Raw genomic sequence first — 26,837 nt, 5'->3', positions numbered from 1 at the left:
CGCCCGCTACCAGTGGGGGACTTGGCGAGGGGGGCGATGTGAAGCGGGTTTTACTGGCTATGACGTTGGTGGCGCTGGCCCTGCCGGGCCCTGCGACCGGGGCGCGTTCTCGGCAGGCCTTCGACATCGTGCCACTGGGGGTCAAGGGTGGCCTCGAAGAGGGCGAAACGACGGCCTGGTATATCGCATCGGCGGGCAGCCGCCGCGGCGTCGCCTGCGACGCGGGTACGCTGGTGCCCGGTATCAGGGCGGGCATTCGGGCCGGGGCGTTCGGGCGTGGCGCGAAGGTGGCGGACGTGCTGCACGACCGGATCGGCGCCTATCTGATCACCCATGCCCATCTCGACCATGTCGCGGGGCTGGTGATGGCCTCGCCCGACGACACGGCCAAGCCGATCTTCGCGCTACCGGCGGTCAATGCGGCGCTGGCGGCGGACTATTTCAACGGGAGCGCCTGGCCCAACATGGCCGATCGTGGCCCCGCGCCGCGACTGAATCGCTATACCTATCGCGATCTGGTACCCGGTGCGCCGCCCGTGCCGATCGCCGGGACGGGGCTGAATGTATCGGCTTTCCCGTTGTCCCATGGCGGTACCGTGTCCACCGCCTTCCTGATCCGCTCCGGCGCCGACGCGATCCTGTGCATGGGGGATACCGGTCCCGACGCCGTCGAAAGAAGCGGCGCGCTGGCGCTTCTTTGGACGGCGGTGGCGCCCTTGATCCGCGAGGGGCGGCTGAGGGCGATCATCGTCGAGACATCCTATCCCGATCCCCGGCCGGATGGCCAATTGTTCGGCCACCTGACGCCGCGCTGGCTGCACAGCGAATTGTCGCGGCTGGCCGACGTCGCGGGATCGCTGGCGGGCGTGCCGATCGTCATCGGCCATATCAAGCCGGACCTGTCGGGCAGCGATACGGTCGAACGGCGGGTGATGGCGCAACTGGCCGAGCCCGGCGGTCCCGAGGCGCACTATATACAGGCGCAGCAGGGGCAGGCGCTGCACTTCTGAACGGGGGCTCGTCAGTCGGTGAAGGCGATGGTCTTTGCGCCGTTGAGCAGGACCCGGTCGGCAAGACGATGCCGCACGGAGCGCCAGCACGCACCGTTCGATATCCCGACCCTCGCGCACGAGGGCATCGGGTGGATCCGCATGGGCCACGAGTGCCACATCCTTTGGCGATGATCGGGCGCTCATCCAGACAGGTGACGACGTTGTGCCCGGTCGCACCGATCATCTACCCACTAGGGAAAGGGCCCGATGATAGGGTTTTACGCCCCTGAGGCCGGGCAGGAAGCTGTAATGGAGTTGATGCACTGCCCTGACAGGAAGGCGGCGAGAGGGCCGGGGTCTTGCCGCGAGGATCGGTAAGCGGGAATCGGCGCTCGCTTAATATGGTGTTCCGTCTTTGTGGAAAAATCGCCAGCCTTCCACAGTGCGCTCGGCCTTAAGGTCGTCTCGGGGATAGCTGACCTCATCGCCCGCCTGCCGGTCACCGACCTCCATGTAGGTCGCGTCCGCATCCGAGCGGTTGACAAGGTGATGGGCGGTTCCGTCATGCGCGAAGCCGGCGCACATGCCGGGTGTGAGGACGGCCTCTCCGGCATCATGGACCAAGGTGGATCTGTCCCATAAGCACGATGACGAACTCGTCTTGAACCGAGTGCCGGTGATGGAGCGCGGATATTGCGCCGGGCGGAAGCGTCACATGGTTCACGCCGAAGCTCCGTAACCCAAACAGGTCGCCGATCGGGCGTTTGACCCGTCCGGCCATCATGGATGCAAAAGGTTCGGGATAGTTTGAGGGCTTTATCCTCGGCGCCACCTCAGCGGCCTGCACGGCTACGAGGTTAATGGATTGATCGGACACACCGTAACTCCTGCCGAGTGGACCGTATGACCGAACAAGGCTGACGCTGTCATCCGTCTTCTCGAAACAGGGTGTAATCGCAGGAGCGGTATTCTGACCTGCCATGGGGTAGTATATCGCGCTCGATGTTTCGTCGGAGAGAGACAGCGGTATCCATTCGACGTGATGGCAAACGGGTATGGCGCGGCAAGTGCGCCTTCGATCCGGCATCACTTCCAACCCTGATCGGCAACGACGCGGCTGAATCCGAGCGAGCGGTCTTCGCGACCGGCGCGGTGGTTTACCGGATCATGTTAACGCCTGATGTGATGACGGTGGACGGCGCACCGGTCGGGCCCGCAATCGGCTTCAATCCCGGCGACCGTCTGCTTCATGCCCAATGGTCAGGGAAATTGCTGACGGTGTGGGCCGCTCCCATGTGAGCCGGGCTTCGTCTTACGATGGGTGGAGCCAGCCCTGGCAGCCTGGCACCAGTGGAAATGGACGCCCTGGTCCTAGGTTGGCATCGGCCCTCTTCATAGTCTCGCGAGGCAAATTCAGCATGTCCGCCCGCCTGCTAGCGACACAATTCGCCAGTGGCACGGATATGGGAAGGCAACGCGAGCAAGGAGATTCCCCATGGCCAGCGAACCCATTGCCCAAGGCGACACGGCACCGAAAGCCCGTAGCGTCAGCACCGGCTCTCGCAACAGCAATCCGGCCGAGTGGACGCCCTTCGCCTGGGACGATCCCGTATTCGGCCCCCAGACCAAGGGCGAAGTCGCGCCGATCCCGTTCGAGAATACAAGCGGATCGTTGCAACTTGGTCTCTGGCGAACCGGCAAGGGCATCGCAGGATGCCATGAAGACGGATCGTGCCATGTCGACTATTCCGCGCCGCTCGGCGACGAGACCATGGTCATTCTCGAGGGAAGTGCGACCGTCACGATCGCGGCGACCGGCAAACAGTATCGCCTTGAAGCGGGCACGATCATCAGCGACCCCAAGGATGTGGTGCTCACCTGGGACATCGATGCGCCCTTCCTCAAGAAATTCTGGATTTTGTGGGATTCGCCGTCGCCCAGCGTCAAGGAAGACGATGTCTATGTCGGTCATATCAGCGACAATCCCGACAATTGGGAGCCTTTTGCATGGGACGAGCCAGAGCATGGCGCCATGGTATGCGGCGAACTGTTCAAACTGCGCGCGAGGGGAAGCACCGGAACTCTCCTCTGCGGCCTGTGGCGGGCGGGCGTCGGCATAGCCGGTTGCGAGCCCGACGGATCGACGGTGATTCCCTATACGTCTCCGCTCGGCGACGAGATCGAGTTGCTGCTCGAAGGCCAATTCCAGGTCGTCGACGAAAGTACCGGCGAGACACATGAACTCAAGGGAGGCGACATCCTCGCCATACCATGTGGCACCAAGCTCACCTGGTCGTCCAAAGCGCCCTTCGCCAAAAAATTCTGGTTGATCGCAAACGCCGAAGTGTCCGGGTAATTTTTCGTCCTCATTCGGTGGAGCCGCATCACGAAAGCAGGCTTATTGCGGAAGGGGCGGCCGCTATTAATGGAGGCGCCGCTCCACCACCTTGACGGAAATTCGTGCTATCAGTGTTAAATCCGTGTTCGCTGACTTTCCGACTTGGTGTCCAGTCCCGGCATCTGGTGGATCGGGTCGGCGATGAACCGGTCTGGCTCTGACGTCCAAATCTTGGCAACGTCTTTTAGGGCGTGAGCTCGCTGAGCGTCTTGAGCCGGCGGCGAAATTGTAGGTTGTCGTGAAGTTGGCGGGGTGCGCCCGTGGCTGGTCGTGGCGTTCGTAATGGAAGCGTTTGACGGCATGGCTTCCTTCCATTCCAACGAAAGAACCCCATCATCAAAATCTGGGACAAGACACCTGGCGCTTGACGGCTGCGTTCAGCCGGATCGGACAGGCGCTCAGGATTCATCAGTGTTGGGTCTTTCCCCATCGATCCGCATTTCCCCGCACTTTTGACATCAAGGGCGAACACCGGGGAAGGAGCCCGCTTCCCTTCCCGTTCAGGCGGCGTTCGACGCGTTTTGAGGGGCACCCGCCGGGCGTCCCCGGACGATCCGCGCCAGCTCATTTGATTCGTGGCGAAAAATCAGACGGCAGGAATTTTGCGCCCCTGATCGCCAAAAAAATATGGGCTCCATGGGACGGCTTGGCCGAGGCGCAACAAAATCTGCTTTTTGTGGAATAAGTTATACCCGGTCATATAACGAAAGTAACAATAAAAGTTTTTGGTGACCTATTTGGTATTAATTGGTATCTTTCCTGCCTAGGTGCAGGGGGCGTCCACCGTCGGGAGGGATCGACGCCCCGCGCACTTTCGTCCGTCGAGAGACGGCCGAAGCTCGGTCCACCCCAATAGGGGGCGTGGACCGAAAAAAGGGGGGTTTATCATCATGCGCCTGCGCAAATGCATTCTCGCGACCACTATCCTGGCGGGCCTGACCGGCACAGCGCAGGCTCAGACCACGACCGTATCCGCCACCACGCCGACCCAGGACGAAAGCGCCGTCGGCCAGGAAAACGACATCGTCGTGCGTGGCATCCGCAAGAGCCTTCAGGATGCGATCGACACGAAGCGCAAGACCAATGCGATCGTCGACGTCATCAGTGCCGAGGATGTCGGCAAATTCCCCGACACCAATGTCGCGGAATCGCTGTCGCATTTGCCGGGCGTGACGGTCGACCACCAGTTCGGCGAGGGCGAGCAGGTGTCGATCGCGGGTGTCGAGCCGGCGCTGAACCGCGTGCTGATCGATGGCCACTCGATCGCCTCGGCCGACTGGGGCGGCAACCCCGGCGACCGGTCGAGCCGCACCTTTAACTATTCGCTGCTCTCGCCCGAGATCATCAGCCAGGCCGTCGTCTACAAGACGCCCGAGGCGCGGCTGCAGGAAGGCGCGATCGGCGGTACCGTCGACATCGTCACGCGCAAGCCGCTGGACCTGAAGCCCGGCACCATCACTGCGACCGGCGGTTATGAGTATAACGACCGCTCGGCCAAGGGAAATTTCCGTGGATCGGCGCTCTATAGCTGGCACAATGACAGCGACACCTTCGCGATCCTGGGTTCGGTCAATTACGACAAGGAAAATCTCGCCCGCGCCGGTGTCGCGGTCTATGGCTATCTGACCGGCAGCCAGTTCACCACCACCGACGCGTCGGGCCAGACCGTGCTGATCAACCCGAACGCCAAGATTACCGGGGGCACGGTCAACGACCTGAAGGCCGCACGCCTGCCCGCCTATCTGGCGCATGAATATTTCCAGCAGACGCGCCAGCGCCTGGGCTTCACCGGCACGATGCAGTTCAAGCCGACGGACAATTTCACCCTGACCGCCAATGCGATCGTGATCCGCGGCAATTACGACAATTTCAGCAATTCCGAATATAGCTACAACACGCGCGGGTCGCAGCTGACCGCCGCGACGATCAGCAACGGTCTGATCACCTCGGCGACCTTCGCGGCGCAGCCCAGCACCAGCAAGACGTGGATGGGCGAACTCGACACCAATTTCCGTCGCACCCGGATCAAGAACGACAGCTACAGCGCGTTGTTCGACTGGGATGTCGATGGGTGGAAGATCACCGGCAATGCCGGCTACACCCGCGCGACCGGCGGCAAGGACCCCGAATATCTGCTGAACTTCCGCACCCGTCAGGGCTTCACCGTGGGCGCGAACGGCCGCAACACCACGCTGAACTGGGACAATCCGGCCAGCGACGGCACCCAGTGGATCAGCACCTCGCCCGCCGAATCCAGTCTGCGCAAGGATTCCGCCGTGCTGGCCGCGACCAATGGCCAAGGCTTCTATGGCGCCCAGATCGGTGGCATCACCCGCGCCGAGAACACGGTCGACCAAGAGAAATTCGGCCAGATCGACTTCGCACGTGACCTCGACAGCGGTCTGCTGAAGACGGTGCGCTTCGGGGTACGCGCCAACATCCATGACAACCGTCAGACGACCTATGGCGGGGCGACCTACACCAACAACTTCTTCACTTTGGCCGATCTGGTCTCCTATGTGCTGAGCGGCAGCGTCTATGACGGCCTGTCGACCACCGGCAACGCCGTGCCCTATGCCACGCTGACCAAGGAAGCCGCGATCAAGGCGCTGAACGCGCCCGGCACGCTGAACATCACCCGTCCGCTCGATACCGGCTCCTTCTTCCAGGTGCAGGAACGGATCGGCACGGCCTATGTCCAGGTCGATTACGAGGCCGGCAAGTTCCGCGGCAATATCGGCGGTCGCTTCGTCCGCACCCGCGACATCTCGACCTATTATCTGTCCTCGGCGGGGCAGACCAAGCTGGTGACGGCGCCGCGCACCGACGACCGCTTCCTGCCTGCGTTCAACATCGCCTATGACGCCGGGCCCAGCGTCGTGCTGCGCGGTGCGGCGGCCAAGGTCATCGCACGGCCGCGCTACAGCGACCTTGCTGGCTCGCTGTCGCTCGACGACACGCAGAAGACCGGCGGAGGCGGCAATCCCGACCTGAAGCCCTATGCCGCGACCAATTTCGGCCTGTCGGCGGAATGGTATTTCGCTCCCGCCAGCTATCTGTCGGGCGAGGTGTTCTACCGCGACATCAGCAATTATATTGGCAATGTCGTCGACAACGGTCCCGATGGCCAGGGCGTGGAATACACCAACGCGGTCACGGGCCTGACCAACAAATACGCCATTAACCGCCCGGTCAATGGCGGTAAGGCGACGGTCACCGGCTTCTCGCTGACCGGGCAGGCCAACATCATCTGGGGCTTCGGCATCCAGTCCAACTATACCTTCGCCAGCGGTGAGACCGCCGTCGTGGGCCAGGGCCTGCCCTATCTGTCGCGCAACACCTACAATATCGTCCCCTATTTCGAGAAGGGACCCTTCCAGGCGCGGCTAAGCTACAATTACCGCTCGAAATATTTCTATGGCTTCGGGCGTCTCCAGTCGTCGAACTTCACCGACTCCTATCGTCAGCTCGACTTCTCGGCGTCGTACAACATCAACGACCATTTCCGCGTGACGGCGAATGCGTCGAACCTGCTGGACGAGACCTATTACCAGTATAGCAGCACGCCGTCGGCTCCGACTGCGCTGTACAAGAATGGGCGCGTCTTCTCGCTGACGGGAACCGCGCGCTTCTGATCTACCCCGGGAGGGCGGTCGCGCAGCCGCCTTCCGCTGGCCCCGGCAGCGATGCCGGGGCCTTTTTTCTGCGCCGATGGCGCGGCACAAGACCAAAATGAAACCACGGAGCAGAATGTGACCGGCACCGTCCTTCTTTCGCCCTGGAGCGCCGCATGATCCTGGCGGCAACCGCGCTCGCGGCGTCCTGTGTCACGGCCGGGGCCGGGGGCGAGGTTGCGGCCGATCTGCTCCATCGCCGGATGGCGGAGCGGGTACAGCATTGCGGGACCGTTCGGCTGGTGATCGCTCCGCCGGACGCGGTCGCCAGGGCGTTGCCGCGCCGATGGCGGGAACAGTGGCGCCGCCCGGCATCGCTGGGCCGCGAGGGCTTCGAGATTCGGCGGGTCGGCCCCGTCACCGTCATCACGGCCGAGGGGACGCGCGGTCTGGTCTATGGCGCGGGCTGGGTGCTGCGCCATCTCGATGTCGCAGGCGGGACTGCGCGCCTGTCCCTGAAAGGACCGGTCCGCCAGTCGCCAGCCTATGCCACGCGGCTGACCCAGATCGGCTATCGCCCCAAGAACAACAGTTATGACGCCTGGACGCTGCCGATGTTTCAGCGGCGGATCGAGGATTTTGCGCTTTGGGGCGCGAGCGGGGTGCAGGTGATCGCGCCTGTCTCGGACGATGACGAGACCGGGCCGCTCTTCCCCGCGCCCGCGCGTGAGACGCTGGCGGGCATCGCGACCATCGCCCATCGGCTGGGGTTGGACGTCGCGCTCTATTATCCCGAACTTGGCCATTACGAAAAGCCGGGTGCAGTCGCGGCTGAACTCGCCGCCTTCCGGCGGACGCTCGCCGATCTGCCCTATGTCGACGCGCTTTATGTTCCGGGCGGCGATCCGGGCCATACGTCTCCGTCGCTCCTGTTCCCGCTGGTGGCGCAGCAGGCGGCGTTGCTCCGTGCGCGCAATCCCGGGGCTCCCGTCTATATATCGTCACAAGGCTTCGACGCTGCCGGGTTCGAGGATTTCTATCGTGAGTTGGACAAGCGCCCCGACTGGCTGACCGGCATTTTCGTCGGGCCGCAGACCCGCGATCCGCTGCCGCTCGAACGCGCGCGGATTCCCGTGCGCTATCCGCTGATCCTCTATCCCGACATCGCGCACACGATGCACGCGCAATTCCCCGTGCCGCGCTGGTGGCCCGAATTCGCGCTGACCGAGGGGCGCGAGCCGATCAATCCGCGCCCGGCCGCCTATGCGCATATCTTCGCGCGCTTTATGCCCCTGACGTCTGGGTTCATCACCTATTCCGAAGGGGTGAACGACGATTTCAACCAGTTCCTCTGGTTCCGTCTGGGCTGGAACCCGCAAACCGATTCGAAGGCCTTCGCCAGCGACTATGCCCGGATGTTCATTGGCGATCCGATGGCCGCGATGCTTCCGCCCGCGCTGGAGGCCAATTGGATCGGCGATCCGGCGAGCAACGAACGGATCGACGCGACGCTGCGCCTGGCGGACGCGATCCGTCCCGCCGCCTTTGCCGACTGGCGGATCGACGCGCTGCGTTACCGCGCGGTCTATGACGCGTTGGTCCGTCGCCGCACCATCGCCGCGCGCGCGCGCCGGGCGGCTGCCCTGGCGGCTCCCGATGCCGAACGGGCGCGGGCGATCCTGGCGACCGGGGAGGGGCCGGAGGTGGCGGCGCTGCTCGCCCGGCTGAACGGGCTGGCCGAGCGGTTGTGGCAGCAGGCGCGGTTGCAGCTCAGCGTGACGCGCTTCGGTGCGTCCAACATCGAACGCGGTGCCAATCTCGACCGCGCCGATGTCGACCTGACCGGCCGCGCCTGGATCGAGGCGCAGATGGCAAAGGGCTGGCCCATCCCCGATCGCAGCCGACGTGCAGAGGGCGCGCTCTACGACGATCTCGGCCGCCCCGATGCCGAGCCGCATCTGGTGCGCGGGCCGGGCTTCGCGACCGATCCGCAGATGTTCACCACCGCGATCGACGGCATCGCCGACCGCACGCCTGAAGACGGCTGGTGGCCGGGCGAGCTCGACTATGCCGAGACATTGTATGACAGCCCGCTGCGGCTGCATTATACCGGCCTCGACCCGCGCCGCCGCTACCGGCTGACCGTCACCTATGCGGGGGAGGACTATACGCTGCCGATCCGGCTGGTCGCCAACGGGCATATCGTGTTGCAGGATCAGTTCGCCCGCACCGCCAACCCGATGCAGGTAACGCTCTCTATTCCGCGCGAAGCCACCGCTGGGGGCACGCTCGACCTGGCATGGACGCGGCCGCCCGGAATGGGCGGCAGCGGACGCGGGAAACAGGTCGCGGAAACCTGGCTGATCCCGGATCGGTGAGGGGCCTTCCGCCCGGTGCGATGCCGCTTCAGCGCCCCGAGGGCGCGCGGCGACCGGGCGGAAAGGCGAAACGGCGTGCGGCCAGCGCGATGAGGAAGGCGAGCAGAGCCAGCGCGGCGACTGCGGGCGGCAGCAGCGCCGTCCCGCCGGTGGTAAGCAGTGCTCCGCCCAACGCACCGCCCGCCGCGATCGCCAGATTCCAGGCTGTGGTCACCATGGCCTGTGCCAGGTCGATGCCATCTCCGGCCGCGTCCGCCGACGCCGTCTGCATCATGGCTCCTGCGCCGCCGAACCCAAGTCCCCAGATGACGGCAGCGGCATAGACGACAACGCCCTGCTCGCCAGCGATGGTTAGGAGGATCGCGACCGTCGCGAACGACCCGATCGCGAGCAGCACAAGCGCGCGCAGCATCTGGTCCACCAGTCGCCCGACCACCCAGATGCCCGCGAGCGAACTGACGCCGAATGCCAGGAGGACCAGATCGATCCGCACCCCCGCGGCCGTCGCGAAGGGTGCGATATAGGTATAGAGGATGTTGTGCGCCGTCATCCAGGCGAGGATGACGAGCAGGATCGGCACGACGCCCGGCGTGGCGATCACTTGGCGCAGCGAGGAACGATCGTCGCCCGACCGACCGGGCGCGTCGGGCACTTTGGCGATGATCCAGCCGATCAATACGATGCTGAGCGCCGAGAGGATCAGGAACGATCCGCGCCATCCGACCAGGCCGCCAAGGAAGGTCCCCAGGGGAACACCCAGCGAGAGCGCCAGCGGCACGCCGACCATCGCAACTGCCATCGCCGGACCGGTCTGGTCCGGCCGCACGATGCTGCGCGCGTACCCCGCAAGGATTCCCCAGGCCAGCCCGGCTGCGCAGCCGGCGACGAACCGCGCGACCAATATGACCCCGACCGATCCCGCCCATGCCGTCAGGCTATTGCCGATCACGAAGCAGAAGATCGTCGCCAGCAGGACGGCCCGCCGGGAAAGGCCCTGGGTCAGGCTCGTCAGCGGGATCGCGGCCAGCAGGGACCCCAGGGCATAGACCGCGACGAGTTGGCCCGCAATTGCCTCGGAAATTTGCAGACCGGACGCGATCTGCGGCAACAGGCCGGCGGGAAGCGTCTCGGTCACGATGCACAGGAAACCACTGGCGGCGAGGCCGGAAAGTGCTGCGACAGGCAGATCGGCATGCGGGGCCGATCCTGTTTCGACGCGGCTCGGCAAGGGGGATGGCGGCATGACGGTCCTTCTTCGGCGGTTCCCACGCCTGCCCCGCACCGAGGCGATCCGGGCATGGCGATTTCTATGAATGGCCGCTATACAAATGCCGTCGGGTGAGGCAAATGGATTCTGTAATGACCATTAAAGAAAATAGGCGGCTGCGGGGACGGCCACGCGGGTTTGCGCTCGACGCTGCGGTCGAGGTCGGGCAGCATCTGTTCCATCAGCATGGTTACGAGAATGTCAGCGTGGCGGCGCTGACCGAGGCGATCGGGATAACCCCGCCGAGTTTCTACGCGGCCTTCGGCAGCAAGACCGCCTTCTTCAAGGACGCGCTCAACCGTTATTCGGCGACCGTCGTGCCGTTGGACCGCTTCCTGGTCCCGGGAAACGCGCCCCTGACCGCCATTGCCGACATGCTATGCGCCGCAGCGCATGCTTATGCCGAGCATCCTCAGCGGCGGGGGTGCCTCATCCTCGAACATGCCAAGACCGTGACGACCGATTGGGGCAGCGCGGCTGCGCAGATCGCCGGGGAAAACCGGGAGAAAGTGCACGCGTTCCTGACCGAGTCCGGTATCGAGGCGCCCGGGCGTATCGCCGATACCATCGCCACGACGATGCTCGGTCTGTCGGCCGCTGCCCGCGAAGGGTGGAACGAGGAAAGACTCTGCGCGGTCGCGGAAACGGCAGCGCTGATCTTGGGTCGGCTCGACCGCAAGGATTCCTGAATGGCCTGACCGGCTATTCCTATGGTTCCGTCGATTAAGTCAGCAATTTAATTGGTTTAGCGCGTACGCGTGACCTCGTGACACCCTTGGCAAGGCGGCGTGTATCGGGAAAGATGGACCGATAGGGCGAAAAGGGGAGTGGGGATGGCGATACGGGGCATGATGTTGGGCCTGGCATTGCTTTCCGCCAGCGCGTCGGCGCAGCGGGCCATGGTCGATGAGGTCGATCCCTTTATCGGCACCGGCGGAGAGGGGCACAGCTTTCCGGGAGCGGTCGCGCCGTTCGGCATGGTGCAGCTATCGCCCGATACCGATACCCAATGTGCGCTTCGCGAATGCTACGGCCACGCCGCCGGATACCGCCATGATGATCCGACGATCCAGGGTTTCAGCCACACGCATTTCTCCGGCGCGGGGCATTCCGATCTGGGCGACCTTCTCCTGATGCCGGTGTCGGGGGATGCGGTTCCGATGGACCCCGGCACGCCCGACAAGCCGGGATACCGCTCGCCCTTCCGCCATGCGACGGAGGAAGCGCGGCCCGGCTATTATGCGGTGACGCTGGACGGGCCGGAGGTGCGCGCGGAAATGACCGCCGCCACTCGGGCGGGGGTGCATCGCTATACCTTCCCGACCGGCAAGGCCGCGCATCTGGTCATCGACTTCCGCTCGTCGCTCTACAATTATCCGGGCAAGATCCTGTGGTCGGGCCTGCGGCTTCGCCCCGATGGCACGCTGACCGGGTTTCGCGAGACGCGCGGTTGGGCACCAGGGCGCAAATTCTTCTTCGCCATGCGTTTCTCCGCTCCGCTCGTCGCGCACGCGCTGGTCAACCGGGAGACGGACGTTCCCTATAAGGGCTTCCAGGGCCCGGGGCGCGGCAGCGATGCGGTGGCCGAGCGGCTGGGCCGGGCGCTGATGGCGCGGCTCGACTTCGGCACGCTCGACCGGCCACTGGAGGTCAAGGTAGCGATCTCGGGCGTGGACGAGGCGGGTGCGATCGCCAATCTCGACAGCGAGCCGGGCGGCTTCGACGCGGTGCGCGATCGGACCCGCGCCGCCTGGACCCAGGCCCTGGGCGCGGTCGAGGTGGAGGGGGCGGCCCCGATGCGCCGGATGGTCGCCACCGCGCTCTATCACAGCCTGCTCGCACCGAGTGTGTGGAGCGACAGCGACGGGCGGTATCGCGGGCCCGACGATCAGGTGCATCAGGCGACGGGCTTTGCCTTCCGCTCGACCTTTTCGCTCTGGGATACGTTCCGCGCCGAGCATCCGCTGCTGACCCTGATCCAGCCGGAAAAGGTCAATGCCGAGATCGTCCGGTCCCTGCTCGCGAGCCAGGCGGTCAGCCCGGAAGGCCTATTGCCGGTGTGGCAATTCCACGGACGCGAAACCTGGACGATGATCGGCTATCACGCGGTGCCGGTCATCGCCGACGCCTATATGAAGGGCATCAGGGGGTTCGACGCCGAGGCCGCGCTGGCGGCGATGGTCGCGAGCGCGCGCTATGCGCCCTATGGCGGTCTGGGCGAATATATGACGCGCGGCTATGTGCCGATCGACCGCGAGCCGGAGGCCGCGTCCAAGACGGTCGAATATGCCTATGACGACTGGACGATCGCCCGCATGGCCGCGGCGATGGGGCGGCGCGACATCGCCGCCGATTTCGACAGGCGGGCGGGCAACTGGCGCAACAGCTTCGATGCGAAGACCGGCTTCCTGCGGGCGCGCAAGGCCGATGGGAGCTGGCGCGTGCCATTCGATCCCACCGCGATCAACTATGGGTCGGATTATACCGAGGGCAATGCCTGGCAATATAGCTGGTTCGTGCCCCAGGATCAGGCCGGACTGTTCCGGACGATGGGCGGCGACAAGAAGGTGGTCGCCAAGCTCGACCGCATGTTCGACTATGACAATTCCAAGCTCGATTATAGCCATGCCGAGGATATTGCGGGCCTGATCGGCCAGTATATCCATGGCAACGAACCCAGCCACCATGTCGCCTATCTCTACAGCTATGCCGGACAGCCATGGCGGACGCAGGAACGGCTGAAACAGATCGTCGACAGCCAGTATAAGCCGACGCCGGACGGGCTGTCGGGCAATGACGATCTGGGCCAGATGTCGGCGTGGCTGGCGTTCACGGCGTTGGGTTTCTACCCGGTCACGCCCGGGACCAACCAATATGTCATCGGCCGTCCCTTCGTCAGCCGCGCGGTGCTCAACCTGCCCAATGGCAAGCGCTTCGCGATCAGTGCCGAGGGGCTAAACGATGATCATCCCTATATCGGATCGGTACGGCTCAACGGGCAGCCGCTAAGGCACGGTTACATCCGGCATGAGGAGATCATGGCGGGGGGCACGCTAGAGTTCCGGATGGCGGCGCGACCCAATCGGACATGGGCGACGGCTGCGAAAGACAGACCCTATTCGATGAGCCGGTAATCGCTGTCTCGCTGGCGCTCCCCTCACGCAGGTGGGGGCGGGTCTAGAATGCGGGGGATCAGGCCGCGCGCAACTGGGGGAGATGGGCCAGGAAATTGGCGATCTCTCGACGTCGCAGGCGTTCCTCCGCAAATTCGCCGTCCACTCCCAGGTGCCAGCGCAACGCGCGGCTGTCGGGGCGATCGTGCAGGGCATCCATGACGGCGGCGCGCTCCTGAACCTCGTCCTCGCGTTCCGCCAGCCCCGCCGCGACTAAGTCGGCGGCTTGCGCGGAGACCGCGATGGCGATTTCGCGCAACGCGAGTTCGGGATGATATTGCACACCCCAGAATATCCCGCGGTCGAAGCGTATTTCCGCCGCCTGAACCCGCGTGACCGCGTTGCTGGCGAGCAGGGTCGCGCCGGGCGGCAGATCCAGCACCTCGTCCCCATGGATTGCCGGAGCGTCCCAACTGGCCGGGCGGCCCGCCAACAAGGGATGCGTCCGGCCACTCTCCGTCGCGCTGATCCGGCGGGCGATCCCCGCCTCCATTCGCTCGGGCATCTTGCGCACCCGACCGCCGGCGGCGGCGACCGCGATCTGGAGACCCGCGCAGGAACCGAAGGACGGTACGCCCGCCGCGAAGACGTCGCGCATGAAATCGAGCTGCCGCCGAACCTCGGGCCCGTCGTCATAGACATGCATGGGAGAGCCGGTCAGGAAGACGGCGTCATAGTCCGCCAGCCGCTCGACCGGTATGGCCGCATCGTCGTCGGCGGGCGAGACGACGCTGATCTCGACCCCCGGCTGCATCTGGCGGAGGGTGGCGGCATAGGTTTCGCCGGAACTCTTGCCGGCGCGCTTGCGACGGGCCTCCCGTTCCTCGGGGCGTTCGCTTTGCGCGATCAGGAAATGCGGCACGCTTTGCTTTCGATGGTGTCGGGCCGTAACGCGCAGCGATGCATGGTGCTCCGCTAAGTGCCTCATATGGCGAAAAAAGCGGCGCGCTTGCGCAAGGCGATATTGTGTCGGACCATCTGGCGGCGCGGATCGTTCAGCGGCCATGGCCAGTGCAGTCCCATCAGTGAGCAGCGACAAGACGGCGTGGCGGCCCAGACGGCTGCTGGTCACGCGGTCGGCCATGGGTTTTGCCCAGGGCCGCGCCATTGTCGAACGCGCCGAGGCGCAGGGCGTGGAGATCGTGTTGCTACCGGGTGACCGGCTGGCGCTCGACCTGCCCGACGATCCGCGCCGCGCCTATGCCGCAGCCAAGACGACGCTGGCCGTGGTGGTGGCGCCGCCGTCCAAGCGCCGGCTGCAACCCATCGCCCCCAGCGCCGACTGGCGCGTCGATCTGGCGGAGGGCTGTCCGGCGCATTGCAGCTATTGCTATCTCGCCGGGTCGCTCAAGGGCCCGCCGATCACCCGCGTCTATGCCAATCTGGACGAGATACTGGACGGGCTTCCGGCCTATCTGGGACAGGGGACGATCACCTCGCGCAATCGGGATCGGGCGCATGAGGGCACGACGTTCGAGGCGTCCTGCTATACCGATCCGCTGGCCCTGGAGCCGATCACCGGATCGCTGTCGGCGGCCATCGCGCGGTTCGGCCGATGGGACGCCCCGGTCCAGCTTCGTTTCACCACCAAATTCGCCGATGTCGGCCCCTTGCTGAATATCGATCATCAGGGGCGGACGCGGATGCGCGCGTCGGTCAACCCCCGGATATATGCGCGTTTCGAGGGCGGCACATCGGCGGTCGCGGACCGCTTGGCCGCGCTTCGCCGGATGGCGATGGCGGGTTATCCGGTCGGTCTCACCATCGCGCCGATCATCGCAGCGGAGGGGTGGCGGCAGGCTTATGGCGAATTGCTGGCCAATGCGGGGGCCGCGCTGGCGGGTGTGCCAGAGCTGGACCTGACGATCGAGCTCATCACCCACCGCTTTACGGCGGGGTCGAAGGCGGTGCTGGACAGCTGGTATCCGGGATCGTCGCTCGACATGGGCGCAACCCGCCGCGTCACCAAACGGACCAAGTTCGGCACCGAGAAGCAGGTGTACGACGCGACGACGATGCGCGAACTGCGCGGCTTTTTCGAAGAGGGGATCGCATCGGCCTTGCCGTCCGCCCGCATCCTGTATTGGACATGACCCTGTTCTTCACCGCCGATACGCATTTTGGCGATCACCGCACCATCAATATCCAGAAGCGGCCGTTCCGCAATGTGGCCGAGATGGATGCCATGTTGATAGCGCGGTGGAACGCCGTGGTAGGGCTGGACGATGTGGTCTGGCATCTGGGCGACGTCGCGCGCCGCCCCGCCGATGTACCCGCGCTGTTGACGCGGCTGAACGGCACCAAGCACTTGTTGCGCGGCAATAACGATCCGGCGGCCACGCTGATGGCGCCAGGATGGGCCAGCACCGGGGATTATGCCGAAATCGAAGTGGATGGACACGCGCTGGTCCTTTGCCATTATCCCTTTCGAAGCTGGAATGGGCAGCATCGGCGCGCCATCAATCTTCACGGCCACAGCCATGGCCGGTTGAAGCCGATGCCCCGCCAATTCGACGTCGGCGTCGATGTGCATCATTTTATGCCAGTGACGCTCGATCAAATCCTGACACACTCGAAAAATGTGCAATAGATAAGACCATGCTCAAGACACGAATGAAACGGATCGCCGATCATCATGCCACGACCGCAAGGACGGTGGCCCGGATCGAGGCGTCGATCACCGCCTTGGGCAATGACGACCTGCTCGACCTCGCTGACATATTCCAGCAGGCGCCGCGCACGCCGCTGGCCGAAATGGCCTTTGCCGAGATGGCGAAGCGGGGCATCTCGCTATGACCATCGTCTTGCGGTGCATCGCCAAAGCTCTAGGCTGAGCCGATGGCCGCTTTTGACGACAGCTTCGATCCCGCGCTTGGCGCCGCCTGCAACCGTCTGGCGGCATGGGTCGAGACCCTGCCCGAGGGGGTGGTCGTCGACGCCGCGTCCGGTCTGAGCGAGGACGATCTGGCGATGATCCTGCGCCACCTCTACGCCACGCGACATGACGGGCCGGGCGGGCCGCGTCCGGCCTCTGCCCCGGCGGCGCGGGCCTCGGTTCCGGTGACGGCCAGGGGCTGACCAGCCCGGCGACGCGCTTACGACTTGACCTGGAATAATATTCCGCTGCGGAGCACGGCTCCGACGGCGTTCTGGGACGTTCTGTGCAGGGTCGACGCCAAGCCCGTGGAGCCAGCATGTCCGATACGCCCGACCCCAGCCCCGATCCCTCCGCCGACAAGCGCGAAGAAACGGGGCCGGCCAAGGATCGTCCGCATGCTGCGCCACCCGGCGACGCGACCCTTGCCAAGCGCGCCGAGGACGAGGCCGCCGATCTGGGCGACTTCGCCTGACTCTCGGCAACGCGCCGCGCCGAACATCGAAACGGGAGCAAACAGGATGGAAGACGCACGCCTTTGGAGCTTTGAGGAAAGCCTTTGGACCGAGGGGCCGGACAATTATCGTGAAAAGGTCGATCCCGAAGTCGTGATGGTCCTGCCGCGCCCGCCCTTCGTCCTGTCGGGCAGCGCCGCGATCGATGCGGTGGCCGATACGCCCGTCTGGGACCGCGCCGAGCTGACCGAACGACAGGTTTCCCGCCCGCAGGAGGGGCTGATCGTCATCGGCTATCACGTGGCCGCCCATCGGGGCGACGAACATTATGAGGCGCACTGCACCTCCGTCATCCGCCGCCTCGAACATGAAGTCTGGCGGGTGGTGCAGCATCAGCAGACGCCGGTCCTGGCCAGGTCGACGAGCCAGGCCTGATTCGACGGGCCGAGTGATAGGCGGGACCGGCATGATCCGGTCTCGCCCGCTCGTCCGGATCGGCGGAACGCCTTTGGGGAGCATGCATTGGTTCGTTCAGGAGAGCGACCATGACCGATGCGATCAAGCCCACCACCGAAACCCGTCGTCCCAATCTTTCGACCGAGCATCAAAAGGATGGCGATGCGCGCCGCCCCAGCGATACGCTCGACCGGGGACAGGATAGCACCGAGGGGCAGGATGCGCCCAAGCGCAAATCCTCGCTGACGTGACGTGAGAAAACAGGACGGCGGCGAAGGTGAGAGACGCCCCGCCCGATCCGTAGTGACACGATGATGAGCGGGGCGCCAAGGACGTGCGGAAGCTCGACCTCGCCCCTTTGTAACGACCATGGCTGCAAAAAGCTGCCCTCTGCCGGTGTTCCGGCGGAATATATTTTTCGAGCGGACGGATGCACCGCCCTGTCATCGAAACGACTTCGATGTGTCACAAAAGATTCTTGTAAAATGCATCTTGGCGTCATGAGCCGCGCCTAACGCCCGGTCCGGGATCGACAGGGGGACCTTGTCTTGAGTCGATCATCGGGCGGCCATTCGCCCGATATGGCAACGATAAGATCGGGAGTTTTTCGGCGATGGCGAGCATCAAGCGCTTAGGCCTCATTCTCATGACCAGCTCGGCCTGTGCGGCCCTTGCCGCGTGCGGCGGTGCCGACAGCGTCGCCTCGCCGGGGGCGGGCAGCGTCGTGATCGTTCAGCCGCAGCCGACGCCGACCCCGTCGCCCACCCCGACGCCGACCGCCAACATCACCGCCGCGCAGTTCGCCGCCGTGAACACGGTTAACAGCATCTCGATCACCGCCGACGAGCAGCTGGCGATCGTGAATGCCGGGTCCAACAACAACGTCAACGGCACCGGCGCGGCGCTGAACGGCATCTATCCGACCAGCAGCACCTCGCTGACCACCGCGTCGGACCCGTCGACGCTGAACAGCTTCTTCACCTCGACCAACTATGTCGGTGCGCTCAACGGCCCGTCGGATACGGCCTTCCAGGGTTGGACCTGCAACTCGACCTCGGCCGAATTCGGCGGTTCGGGCGCGCGTTGTACGGCGGTTCCGTCGATCGGCACCTATGCCGCCGCCACGTCGGTCTGCCCGACCGGCACGATCGACGACGGCACCAACAGTTCGTCCTCGCCCAGCTTCCGCTACTGCCGCATCGACAACACCATCACGACCACCCAGAATGTGACGCTGCCCAAGATTGCGGGCGTCGTCTATCGCCTGCGTGGCCAGACCGAAGTCGGCACCGATCTGGGTTCGACCGGCGGCGCCGGTGTCACGCTGACCATCGCGCCGGGCGTGGTGATCGCGGCGGACTCGTCGGAAGCGACCAACGACCTGCTGCTGGTCAACCGTGGGTCGAAGATTTCGGCCGTCGGCACCCGCGACGCGCCGATCATCTTCACCTCGCAGCAGAATCTGGTGAACAACGGCGTATCGGACGCCAGCCAGGGTCAGTGGGGCGGCATCATCCTGCTCGGCCGCGCGCCGACCGCGGTCTGCGCCACCGGCACCGGCCCGAACAATGCCGCCGGCACCTCCACCACCTGCCAGCTGGCGATCGAAGGCGTGACGGGCCGCTTCTATGGCGGCGCGAACCAGGCCGACTCGTCGGGCCAGATGTCCTATGTCCAGATCCGCTATTCGGGCATCGCCATCTCGGACGGCAACGAGCTTCAGGGCCTGACGCTGGGCGGCACCGGTTCGGGCACGGTTCTGGATCATATCCAGAGCCACAACTCGGCCGATGACGGCATCGAGATCTTCGGCGGCACGTCGAACCTGAAATATATCGCGATCACCGGCGCGGACGATGACGGCTTCGACATCGACAATGGCTATCGCGGCTTCATGCAGTTCCTGATCGCGGCACAGCGCACGATCGGCGCGACCGCCGACAGCTTCTCGACCGAGATCGACTCGAACAATGCCGAAGACCTGTTGCCGCGCACCTTCGGCCGCTATGCCAACTTCACCTTCGTCCAGACGGCCAATGCGCCGGCGGCCATCCGTCTGCGCGGCGGTGCCGACATGACCTTCATCAACGGCATCGTGAAGTCGACCCAGTCCGGCGTGGCCTGCATCAACCTGATCGCGGGCGAAGGCTCGGGCTCGGGCCGCACCACGATCCGTGCGGCCGACAGCGCGCTGCAGGATCAGGGGCCGCCGGTCTTCACCTCGGTCTATTTCAGCTGCAACGGCCGCTAAGGCCCCGCTGACCATGCGCCCCTGGCTCGACCGGGCGCTCTCGGCAGGCCGGGGTGGCGAACATCGCCGCCCCGGCTTTCCTCCATATATCTGATCGGATGAACCGGCCATGCAGCGACGCCTCGCTTATGCCTCCCTCCTTCTGCTGACCTCGCAGCTCGTCGCGCCCGCTCTGCTCGCGCAGACGGCCGGTGCGCCGCCGCAGACCAGCACCACCGCGACCAGCCCCGATGGGCAGGCCACGCCGCAGAGCCAGACCCCGACGGGCCAGGACGGTCAGTCGACGGAAGAGCCGGTCGAAATCTCGGCCCCCGGCGTCGATAGCTCGGCCAGCAACGAGATCGTCGTCGTCGGCCGCAACATCCCCAACACGATCCGCGCCACGCCGCAGATCGTCTCGGTCCTGTCCGCCGCCGACATCGCGCGCACGGGCGAGGGCGACATTGCGGGCGCGCTGACCCGCGTCACCGGCCTGTCGGTCGTCGGCGGCGGCTTCGTCTATGTCCGCGGTCTGGGCGATCGCTACTCCTCGTCGCTGCTCAACGGCTCACCCTTGCCCAGCCCCGAGCCGCTGCGCCGCTCGGTCCCGCTCGACATCTTCCCGACCACGATCGTCGGCTCGGCGCTGGTCCAGAAGACCTATTCGGTCAACTACCCCGGCGAGTTCGGCGGCGGCGTCATCAACCTGACGACCAAGGCGATCCCGGCCAAGAACTTCATCTCGGGCGGGTTTACCGTCGCGGCCGACGATGTCACGACCAGCGAGCTGGGCTATACCTATGCGGGCGGTGATGCCGACTGGCTGGGCTTCGATGACGGCACGCGCGGCGTGCCGCAGTTCGTGCGCGACGTACAGGCGGGCAAGGGCTCGGGCATCGTTCCCGCCGCGCAGGTGGCGGGCCTGTCCAACGCCTCGACCACCTTGCTCCAGCGCAACAACCAGCTGCCCGCCAATCTGTCGGGCGAGCTGTCGGCGGGCTCGGTCTTCGACATCGGCAGCGACCGCCTGGGCGTGATCTCCTCGCTCTCGCTCTCCAACACCTTCCGCACCCGCTCGGCGATCCAGCAGGACTCGGTGTCGCCCGACGGCACGATCCGCAACGATTTCCGCACGCTGCTGACCGACAATCGCATCGTCGCCAATGCGCTGGTCGGGCTGGGCTATGAATTCGGCGACAACACGGTGCGCTGGACCAACGTCTATATCCACGACACGCTGAAGCAGGGTCGCGGCTCGGCGGCGGAAGTCTATAACAATGCCAGCGGCCTGCGCTTCCAGCAGAACACCAACTGGTTCGAGCGCCAGCTGATCGAAAGCCAGCTCGTCGGCGAGTTCAAGCTGACCGACGCGTTGAAGTTCGACGCGCGCGGCGCCTTCGCGAACTCCAAGCGCAATGCGCCCTATGAGCGGCAGTTCGACTATCTTTGTTCCGCACGGACCAGCAACGGCCTGCCGATCAGCTATGACGGCGCGAATGGCGCTGGCGGATTGCAGTGCAACGGCGCCTATCAGGTGACGCAGCGCTTTACCCCCTTCGCCTCGATCATCTTCTCGGAATTGAACGAGAATCTGTGGACCGGACAGGCCGATCTTTCCTACAAGATCGACAGCGACCGCCCGATCACGCTCAGCACCGGTTATTTCTACCAGGGCACGGACCGCTATTCGAGCCGTATCCAGTTCAACTATCAGACCAGCGACGGTGCGGGCACCGCGCCGGGCTTCCCGTACAATCTCTATCGCCCGGACTATCTGCTGAGCCCGGACGTCATCAACAATGCCTGTCCGCTGCGCGGGCAGGGGGCGTGTACGCTCCAGTTGCAATTCTCGACCCAGGCGGGCGCTTATGCGTACGACGCGAAGCTGAACGTCCATGCCGGTTATGCGCAGGCGGAAGCGGAAGTGACCGACGGCCTGCGTGCGGTGGCGGGCCTCCGTTATGAGACGGCGGTCGAGACGGTGACGCCGGTACAGAGCGCCACCACGCGGCTGAAGAACGACTATTTCCTGCCCGCCGGTACGCTGACCTGGAATTTCGCCGCCGACATGCAATTGCGCGCGAGCGGCGCGAAGACCATCTCGCGCCCGCAGTTCCGCGAATTGGCGCCGCAGCAGTTCCGCGACCCGGATTCGGACCGCCTGTTCTTCGGTAACCCGAACCTGCGCGACAGCGAATTGTGGAACCTGGAAGCGCGCTACGAATGGTTCTATGCTCGCGATCAGCGCTTCACGCTGGCGGGCTTCTATAAGCGGATCAAGAACCCGATCGAACAGGTCGGCTTCTACACCGGTGCGGACGACCGGTTGCAGACGGGCTTCACCTATCTGCCTTCGGCGACCCTTTATGGTGCGGAAGTCGAGTTGCAGAAATATGTGCCGCTGGCCGGACTGGGTGGGGATTTCTTCGCCACCCGCCGCCTCGTCGCGATCGCGAACTACACCTACACCAAGTCGAAGATCAATGCGGACGCGACCTGCGTGCCCAACCCGGCATCGGCGGCGGGTTCGCCGGGGCTCGCGGGCTGTGCCTCGGGCTTCGGCCCCGCGCGGCTGCTGTTCCGGGACGGGGCTTCGCTGACCGGCCAGTCGGATCATCTGGTCAACCTGCAACTGGGCCTGGAGGATACCGCCGCGCTGTCGCAGATCACGCTGCTGTTCAACTATGCCAGCAACCGCGTGACCAATCGCGGACCGTCCAACCTGTCGGGTACGGGTTTCCAGCCGGACATCGTCGAGGTGCCGGGCATCCGCCTCGACCTCGTGGCGCGGCAGGGCTTCGAGTTGATGGGCGGCAAGTTCGAATTGAAGGCCGAAGCCCGCAACCTGACCCGCACGCGGTATAACGAGCGGCAGGATTTCGGGAATGGCCGGTTCGTGTATCTGAACCGCTATGATCTGGGCCGCGTGTTCTCGCTGGGGATCAGCACGACCTTCTAATCCCTTAGGCGGGTTTCGGTGATGGGCCGCCGTCCGGGGTGATCCGGACGGCGGCTTTTTTCCGTTTGGGGAGGGGCGGGGAGTGGGCTTCGACTTCGCTCAGGAAGAACGGAGGTTCGTCTTCACCCCCGCCAGGGCAATTCCCGATACCATTTGGTGATGACATATTTCACCCCCGCCCGCACCTTCATCGCCTGATGCAGCGTGGCGGGGTTGGTCGAGCCGTCCGCGCGACGGTTGCTCCAGGCGACCAGCTTGCCGGGTTCGGGCTGGATCATCTTGTCCACCACCTTGAACCGCGTCGCGCCGCCCGCTTCCGGCGTGTTCAGATACAGCATCACCGTCCAGGTCCGGTTGCCCGACAGGGCGCAATAGCGATGATAGTCCAACCCCTTGGGTTCGAAATAATCGGTATGCTGCTTGAATTCCTGCCCCACGGCATAGCGCTGTCCCTGGATCGGCTCGCCATATTCGCCCGACAGGCCGGTCAGCATCGCGATCCGCCGTTCGGTTTCGATCACGGCCGGATCGTCTGCGGGCAGGTCGCCAGTCTCGCTGGTGCGATAGGCGGTGTCGCCATTGGCGTCGGCGATGGTCGAGGGGCGGCGGACCGCATCGATTCGCGCCATCAGCACGGCGCATAGATCGGGCGGCAGAATGTCGCGCGCGATGAACAGTGTCAGCTTGGGGCTGGGCAGGCGCTGCACGCCCGGCATGGCGCTCAGCCGCGCGACGATCGGTGTCGGATCAAGACCATTGCCCAGTGTCGGCGAGTTCGTAGCGGGCCTGTTCATCGCAATGTCCATGTGAAACGAGTATGACGAACATGTTTCGGGGGTTTGACGCAAACGTGTAACATGCCATGCCTAGTGGCTGAAAAGCGGATGGGGTCTAATTTCATGCGGTTGAGGCTCGACGCGCGCGGGCGCCGATTGTTGCGGCGCTTGCCGGTCGTGAATGTCTACTCGGTGGCCGAACTGGCCCTGATGGCGGGTCTCGCCGTTCAGGGTGCGCGGCTGCTATGGGTGATTGTGACGCCGATTTCGCCGTTGGGTGACTGGCGGCCGGTTGCCCCTGTCGTCGCAGGCTCGACGGCGGCGATCCTCGAAGGCTTCGACCCGTTTTTCCGCTTGCAGGGGGCACAGGCCGCCCCGGCTGCCGTCACCAACCTTCAGCTGACCCTCTACGGCACCCGGATCGACGAGGCGATGGGACGCGGCTCGGCCATCGTCGCGGGGGCCGACGGCGTCCAGCGTTCGGTGTCGGTCGGCGAGGAAATCCAGCCGGGCGTCACGTTGAAGGCGGTGGCGTTCGACCATATCACCATCGATCGCGGCGGTGCGACCGAGGATCTGTATCTCGACCAGTCCGACGCGCCACCCGCCACCGTCTCCGCCCCGGTCCCGGGCGCGCCGTCCGCGCCGCTATCCGGCCCCGTCCCGCCCCAGGGTGGCGTCGCGATCGCGCAGTTGCGCAGCGATATCGGCTTCATCCCGCGGCTGGACGGCGGGCGCGTCTCGGGCCTGGTCGTCCGGCCGATGGGTTCGGGTGCGGCGTTCCGCGCGGCGGGCCTGCGCGAAGGCGATATCGTTACCGCACTGGGCGGGCGCTCCGTCAGCGGGCCAGGCGACCTTGACCGGCTGGCAAGCGATTTCGCACAGGGCGGTTCTCTCTCCATCACGGTCGAGCGGGGCGACCAGACGCTGCCGCTCTCCCTCCAGATTGCGGCACCACGGCCATGAAGAAGCTCGTCCTCGGTTCGGTTCTGGCGCTCGCCCTGGCGGCGGGGGTGCAGGCGCAGACCACGCTCAACGTCCGCGACGCCGATATCCGCGCCTTCATCGCCGATGCCGCCAAGGTGACGGGCCGCACCTTCATCATCGACAGCCGGGTGAACGGCAAGGTGACGGTGGTGACCGACCGACCGCTGTCCCGGTCCGAATATTTCGAGATATTCCTCTCGACGCTGCGCTCCAACGGCCTGGTCGCAGTGCCCAGCGCGGGCGGGGCGTTCCGGGTGCAGCCGATCGACAATGCCGCCTCGCAGCCCAGCCGGATCGGATCGTCGGGGGCGAACCGCAATTCCTATGTCACCGAGATCATCCGCCTGCGCGCGATCGACGCGAACAGCGCGCTGGAGACGGTGCGCCCGCTGGTCAGCGCGCAAGGATCGGTGACGGCGAACCGCGCGGGCAACAGCCTGGTCGTGGTCGACTTCGCCGACAATATCCGCCGCATCCGCGAGGTGGTTCGCCGGATCGACGCCGACAACGCGTCGACCCGCGTCATCGCGCTGAGGAATGCGGGCGCGCGCGAGATCGCGACCGCGCTCCAGACGCTGGCGGGCGGTGGCGGTGGCGGTGGCGGGCAGGGCGGCGCGCCTGCGCAAGGCGGAACCGGTGTGTCGGTGGTCGCGATCGACAGTTCCAACTCGATCGCGCTGCGCGGCGATCCGTCGAGCGTGGCGCGCTTCGCCCAGATCGCGATCGACCTGGACAACAAGGCGAAGAGCGGCACCGAGATTCGCGTCGTCTTCCTGCAAAATGCCGATGCCGAGCAGCTTTTGCCGGTACTCCAGCAACTGGTCGGCCAGACGCCCGATCCGGTGCAGGAAACCACCCTGTCGCGCGGCAGCTTCACCCAGACCAATTCCCAGGCGGGCTCGGCGGCGGGCACCGCGATCGCCCAGCGTATCCAGCCCGTGGCGCAGCCCCAGGCGGCCGGTGCCCCCGGAGCCGGCGGCCAGAGCGGACAGCAGCCCGCGATCAGCACGCAAGGCGGGCGGACGGCGGCGGTCGTCACCCGCTTCACCGGCGCCAACGCCATCGTGATCGCCGGCCCCGCCGACATCCAGCGCCAGATCGGCGAGGTGATCCGCCAACTCGACGTACGCCGCGAACAGGTACTGATCGAGGCGATCGTCGCCGAAGTGTCCGACCAGACCGCGCGGCGGCTGGGGGCGCAATTCCTGCTCGGCAGCCTGTCGGGCGGGGCGTTCGCCGCATCGACCTATGGCAATACCGCACCCAACATCCTCCAGATCGCAGGCGCGGTCGGGGCGAACACGATCGGCGGCACCACGACCACGGTGGTCGCGCCCGACGGCACGCGGACCACGACCAACGTCCCCAACCAGGCCTATAGCCAGCTGACCCAGTCGGCGGTTCAGTCGATCCTGGGCACCACCGGCGGCTTTGCCGGCTGGGGCGGGCAGATCGGCGACACGGTGTTCGGCGCGATCATCAATGCGGTGAAGAGCGATACGACGTCCAATCTGCTCCAGGTTCCGCACATCATCACGCTCGACAATCAACAGGCGCACAGCCTGGTCGGGCAGGAAATCCCGGTGACCACCGGCCAGGCATTGTCGAACAATTTCGACAATGCCTTCCGCACCGTGCAGCGCCAGAATGTCGGCATCCAGCTCGACGTGAAGCCGCAGGTCAATGCGGGTGGCTCGCTGAAGCTCTATGTTAGACTGGAGGTGAGTTCGATCGCCGGACCCGTGTCGAGCAACAACAGCGAGCTGATCCTCAACAAGCGCGCCTTCGAGAATGTCTTCACCCCCGATGACGGCCAGATCACGGTCATCGGCGGCCTGCTCGACGACAATGAGCGCCGCACCATCGAGAAGATCCCGCTGCTCGGCGACATACCCGGCCTGGGCGCGCTGTTCCGCTCCAAGGCGCGCAGCCGGTCCAAGACCAATCTGATGGTCTTCATCCGCCCGACCATCCTGCGCACGCCCGAGGACAGCCGCCGCGTCACCGAGCAGCGTTACGGCTATCTCCGCCAGCTTCAGGGCTATGCCCAGCCCGGCGTCGAGCCCTCGATCGACGAGCTGGTCCGTGATTACATGAACGCCGCGCCGCCCATCCCGCATGCGCCGATGCCCGGCAATATCGAGGACCCGCGCATCGCGGTCCCCGTCGCCAAGTCGGTCGAACCGATCAAGCGCCGTGACTGACGAGCCGCAATCCGTCTCTTCCGGGGATATGGTCCCCCTGCCGCTGGGGGCCGCCGAGCCCGTCGGTGGCGGC

22 protein-coding genes and 2 pseudogenes are annotated in these 26,837 nt (G+C 65.3%); 18 read left to right on the top strand and 6 right to left on the bottom strand.

The window, feature by feature from the left end; genetic code table 11:
* The first annotated feature begins 38 nt into the window (after positions 1-38).
* Positions 39-1,010: an MBL fold metallo-hydrolase gene (locus tag NZL82_RS10705; protein WP_261269746.1), complete on the top strand. Its 972-nt coding sequence runs from the start codon at positions 39-41 to the stop codon at positions 1,008-1,010.
* Positions 1,011-1,388: 378 nt separating this feature from the next.
* Here the strand turns inward: NZL82_RS10705 and NZL82_RS10700 are convergent, their stop codons facing one another.
* Complete coding sequence (locus NZL82_RS10700; RefSeq protein ID WP_261269745.1) at positions 1,389-1,616, bottom strand: hypothetical protein; 228 nt, start codon at positions 1,614-1,616, stop codon at positions 1,389-1,391.
* Positions 1,606-1,869: a cupin domain-containing protein gene (locus NZL82_RS10695; protein WP_261269744.1), complete on the bottom strand. Its 264-nt coding sequence runs from the start codon at positions 1,867-1,869 to the stop codon at positions 1,606-1,608. Before NZL82_RS10695 ends, NZL82_RS10700 begins: the two co-directional genes overlap by 11 nt.
* Positions 1,870-1,984: 115 nt before the next feature.
* On the opposite strand from NZL82_RS10695, the pseudogene NZL82_RS19815 reads away from it, so the two are divergent.
* Together NZL82_RS19815 and NZL82_RS10685 are read left to right on the top strand one after the other, a co-directional pair.
* Positions 1,985-2,141 (top strand): annotated as a pseudogene (locus tag NZL82_RS19815) (IS110 family transposase); the annotation flags it as partial.
* Positions 2,142-2,487: 346 nt separating this feature from the next.
* Positions 2,488-3,348 (top strand): cupin domain-containing protein, encoded by an 861-nt coding sequence (locus tag NZL82_RS10685; protein ID WP_261269742.1) that lies wholly within the window; start codon positions 2,488-2,490, stop codon positions 3,346-3,348.
* A 116-nt stretch (positions 3,349-3,464) separates the two neighbouring features.
* On the opposite strand, the pseudogene NZL82_RS10680 reads toward NZL82_RS10685, so the two are convergent.
* Positions 3,465-3,687 (bottom strand): annotated as a pseudogene (locus tag NZL82_RS10680) (hypothetical protein); the annotation flags it as partial.
* Between the two features lie 593 nt (positions 3,688-4,280).
* On the opposite strand from NZL82_RS10680, the gene NZL82_RS10675 reads away from it, so the two are divergent.
* Both NZL82_RS10675 and NZL82_RS10670 read left to right on the top strand, forming a co-directional pair.
* Entirely contained in the window at positions 4,281-7,025 is a 2,745-nt protein-coding gene (locus NZL82_RS10675) for a TonB-dependent receptor (protein WP_261269741.1), read from the top strand.
* A 155-nt stretch (positions 7,026-7,180) separates the two neighbouring features.
* Positions 7,181-9,382, top strand: a complete 2,202-nt coding sequence (locus tag NZL82_RS10670) for a hypothetical protein (RefSeq protein WP_261269740.1) — start codon at positions 7,181-7,183, stop codon at positions 9,380-9,382.
* A 28-nt stretch (positions 9,383-9,410) separates the two neighbouring features.
* Here the strand turns inward: NZL82_RS10670 and NZL82_RS10665 are convergent, their stop codons facing one another.
* Positions 9,411-10,625 (bottom strand): MFS transporter, encoded by a 1,215-nt coding sequence (locus tag NZL82_RS10665; protein WP_261269739.1) that lies wholly within the window; start codon positions 10,623-10,625, stop codon positions 9,411-9,413.
* A gap of 116 nt (positions 10,626-10,741) precedes the next feature.
* On the opposite strand from NZL82_RS10665, the gene NZL82_RS10660 reads away from it, so the two are divergent.
* Positions 10,742-11,338 (top strand): TetR/AcrR family transcriptional regulator, encoded by a 597-nt coding sequence (locus NZL82_RS10660; RefSeq protein WP_261269738.1) that lies wholly within the window; start codon positions 10,742-10,744, stop codon positions 11,336-11,338.
* Between the two features lie 162 nt (positions 11,339-11,500).
* Positions 11,501-13,783 carry a GH92 family glycosyl hydrolase gene (locus NZL82_RS10655; RefSeq protein ID WP_261269817.1) on the top strand — a complete coding sequence of 761 codons (2,283 nt, stop codon included), beginning with the start codon at positions 11,501-11,503 and terminating at the stop codon, positions 13,781-13,783.
* 58 nt (positions 13,784-13,841) lie between these two features.
* Here the strand turns inward: NZL82_RS10655 and NZL82_RS10650 are convergent, their stop codons facing one another.
* The gene (locus NZL82_RS10650) at positions 13,842-14,684 is read right to left on the bottom strand and encodes a type 1 glutamine amidotransferase (RefSeq protein WP_261269737.1); all 843 of its coding nucleotides are present in this window, start codon (positions 14,682-14,684) and stop codon (positions 13,842-13,844) included.
* A 163-nt stretch (positions 14,685-14,847) separates the two neighbouring features.
* On the opposite strand from NZL82_RS10650, the gene NZL82_RS10645 reads away from it, so the two are divergent.
* The 9 genes from NZL82_RS10645 to NZL82_RS10605 all read left to right on the top strand — a co-directional run bounded on the left by NZL82_RS10645 (position 14,848) and on the right by NZL82_RS10605 (position 22,797).
* The gene (locus tag NZL82_RS10645) at positions 14,848-15,915 is read left to right on the top strand and encodes a spore photoproduct lyase family protein (protein ID WP_261269736.1); all 1,068 of its coding nucleotides are present in this window, start codon (positions 14,848-14,850) and stop codon (positions 15,913-15,915) included.
* The gene (locus NZL82_RS10640; protein WP_261269735.1) at positions 15,912-16,412 is read left to right on the top strand and encodes a metallophosphoesterase; all 501 of its coding nucleotides are present in this window, start codon (positions 15,912-15,914) and stop codon (positions 16,410-16,412) included. The genes NZL82_RS10645 and NZL82_RS10640 overlap by 4 nt, the downstream gene beginning before the upstream one ends.
* Positions 16,413-16,435: 23 nt before the next feature.
* Positions 16,436-16,618 (top strand): hypothetical protein, encoded by a 183-nt coding sequence (locus tag NZL82_RS10635; protein ID WP_261269734.1) that lies wholly within the window; start codon positions 16,436-16,438, stop codon positions 16,616-16,618.
* Positions 16,619-16,660: 42 nt separating this feature from the next.
* Entirely contained in the window at positions 16,661-16,900 is a 240-nt protein-coding gene (locus NZL82_RS10630) for a hypothetical protein (RefSeq protein ID WP_261269733.1), read from the top strand.
* Between the two features lie 116 nt (positions 16,901-17,016).
* Entirely contained in the window at positions 17,017-17,172 is a 156-nt protein-coding gene (locus NZL82_RS10625) for a hypothetical protein (RefSeq protein WP_261269732.1), read from the top strand.
* A gap of 46 nt (positions 17,173-17,218) precedes the next feature.
* Positions 17,219-17,587, top strand: coding sequence for a nuclear transport factor 2 family protein (locus NZL82_RS10620; RefSeq protein WP_261269731.1), 369 nt, complete (start codon positions 17,219-17,221; stop codon positions 17,585-17,587).
* A 110-nt stretch (positions 17,588-17,697) separates the two neighbouring features.
* The gene (locus NZL82_RS10615; protein WP_261269730.1) at positions 17,698-17,859 is read left to right on the top strand and encodes a hypothetical protein; all 162 of its coding nucleotides are present in this window, start codon (positions 17,698-17,700) and stop codon (positions 17,857-17,859) included.
* Positions 17,860-18,221: 362 nt separating this feature from the next.
* Positions 18,222-19,859 carry a hypothetical protein gene (locus NZL82_RS10610; RefSeq protein ID WP_261269729.1) on the top strand — a complete coding sequence of 546 codons (1,638 nt, stop codon included), beginning with the start codon at positions 18,222-18,224 and terminating at the stop codon, positions 19,857-19,859.
* Positions 19,860-19,968: 109 nt separating this feature from the next.
* The gene (locus NZL82_RS10605) at positions 19,969-22,797 is read left to right on the top strand and encodes a TonB-dependent receptor domain-containing protein (protein ID WP_261269728.1); all 2,829 of its coding nucleotides are present in this window, start codon (positions 19,969-19,971) and stop codon (positions 22,795-22,797) included.
* Between the two features lie 122 nt (positions 22,798-22,919).
* On the opposite strand, the gene NZL82_RS10600 is transcribed toward NZL82_RS10605, so the two are convergent.
* A complete protein-coding gene (locus NZL82_RS10600; protein ID WP_261269727.1) occupies positions 22,920-23,591 on the bottom strand; it encodes a 2OG-Fe(II) oxygenase in 672 nt (223 codons plus the stop codon).
* Between the two features lie 105 nt (positions 23,592-23,696).
* On the opposite strand from NZL82_RS10600, the gene NZL82_RS10595 reads away from it, so the two are divergent.
* Both NZL82_RS10595 and gspD read left to right on the top strand, forming a co-directional pair.
* The gene (locus NZL82_RS10595; RefSeq protein ID WP_261269726.1) at positions 23,697-24,539 is read left to right on the top strand and encodes a type II secretion system protein N; all 843 of its coding nucleotides are present in this window, start codon (positions 23,697-23,699) and stop codon (positions 24,537-24,539) included.
* Complete coding sequence (gspD, locus tag NZL82_RS10590; protein ID WP_261269725.1) at positions 24,536-26,764, top strand: type II secretion system secretin GspD; 2,229 nt, start codon at positions 24,536-24,538, stop codon at positions 26,762-26,764. Before NZL82_RS10595 ends, gspD begins: the two co-directional genes overlap by 4 nt.
* The last annotated feature ends 73 nt before the right edge of the window (positions 26,765-26,837 follow it).

This window comes from Sphingomonas sp. LC-1, assembly GCF_025371035.1.
Taxonomy (GTDB): domain Bacteria; phylum Pseudomonadota; class Alphaproteobacteria; order Sphingomonadales; family Sphingomonadaceae; genus Sphingomonas; species Sphingomonas sanguinis_E.
The sequence above is the reverse complement of the archived record's forward strand: the minus strand, read 5'-3'. Positions and strand labels throughout refer to the sequence as shown.

Bases quoted from the DNA above. Each gene is read 5' to 3' on its own strand.
- NZL82_RS10630 (WP_261269733.1), top strand. From the start codon at position 16,661: ATGGCCGCTTTTGACGACAGCTTCGATCCCGCGCTTGGCGCCGCCTGC.
- NZL82_RS10615 (WP_261269730.1), top strand. From the start codon at position 17,698: ATGACCGATGCGATCAAGCCCACCACCGAAACCCGTCGTCCCAATCTT.
- NZL82_RS10655 (WP_261269817.1), top strand. From the start codon at position 11,501: ATGTTGGGCCTGGCATTGCTTTCCGCCAGCGCGTCGGCGCAGCGGGCC.
- gspD (WP_261269725.1), top strand. From the start codon at position 24,536: ATGAAGAAGCTCGTCCTCGGTTCGGTTCTGGCGCTCGCCCTGGCGGCG.
- NZL82_RS10635 (WP_261269734.1), top strand. From the start codon at position 16,436: ATGAAACGGATCGCCGATCATCATGCCACGACCGCAAGGACGGTGGCC.
- NZL82_RS10675 (WP_261269741.1), top strand. From the start codon at position 4,281: ATGCGCCTGCGCAAATGCATTCTCGCGACCACTATCCTGGCGGGCCTG.
- NZL82_RS10670 (WP_261269740.1), top strand. From the start codon at position 7,181: ATGATCCTGGCGGCAACCGCGCTCGCGGCGTCCTGTGTCACGGCCGGG.
- NZL82_RS10610 (WP_261269729.1), top strand. From the start codon at position 18,222: ATGGCGAGCATCAAGCGCTTAGGCCTCATTCTCATGACCAGCTCGGCC.
- NZL82_RS10665 (WP_261269739.1), bottom strand. From the start codon at position 10,625: ATGCCGCCATCCCCCTTGCCGAGCCGCGTCGAAACAGGATCGGCCCCG.
- NZL82_RS10595 (WP_261269726.1), top strand. From the start codon at position 23,697: ATGCGGTTGAGGCTCGACGCGCGCGGGCGCCGATTGTTGCGGCGCTTG.
- NZL82_RS10660 (WP_261269738.1), top strand. From the start codon at position 10,742: ATGACCATTAAAGAAAATAGGCGGCTGCGGGGACGGCCACGCGGGTTT.
- NZL82_RS10605 (WP_261269728.1), top strand. From the start codon at position 19,969: ATGCAGCGACGCCTCGCTTATGCCTCCCTCCTTCTGCTGACCTCGCAG.
- NZL82_RS10620 (WP_261269731.1), top strand. From the start codon at position 17,219: ATGGAAGACGCACGCCTTTGGAGCTTTGAGGAAAGCCTTTGGACCGAG.
- NZL82_RS10600 (WP_261269727.1), bottom strand. From the start codon at position 23,591: ATGAACAGGCCCGCTACGAACTCGCCGACACTGGGCAATGGTCTTGAT.
- NZL82_RS10685 (WP_261269742.1), top strand. From the start codon at position 2,488: ATGGCCAGCGAACCCATTGCCCAAGGCGACACGGCACCGAAAGCCCGT.
- NZL82_RS10640 (WP_261269735.1), top strand. From the start codon at position 15,912: ATGACCCTGTTCTTCACCGCCGATACGCATTTTGGCGATCACCGCACC.
- NZL82_RS10625 (WP_261269732.1), top strand. From the start codon at position 17,017: ATGTCCGATACGCCCGACCCCAGCCCCGATCCCTCCGCCGACAAGCGC.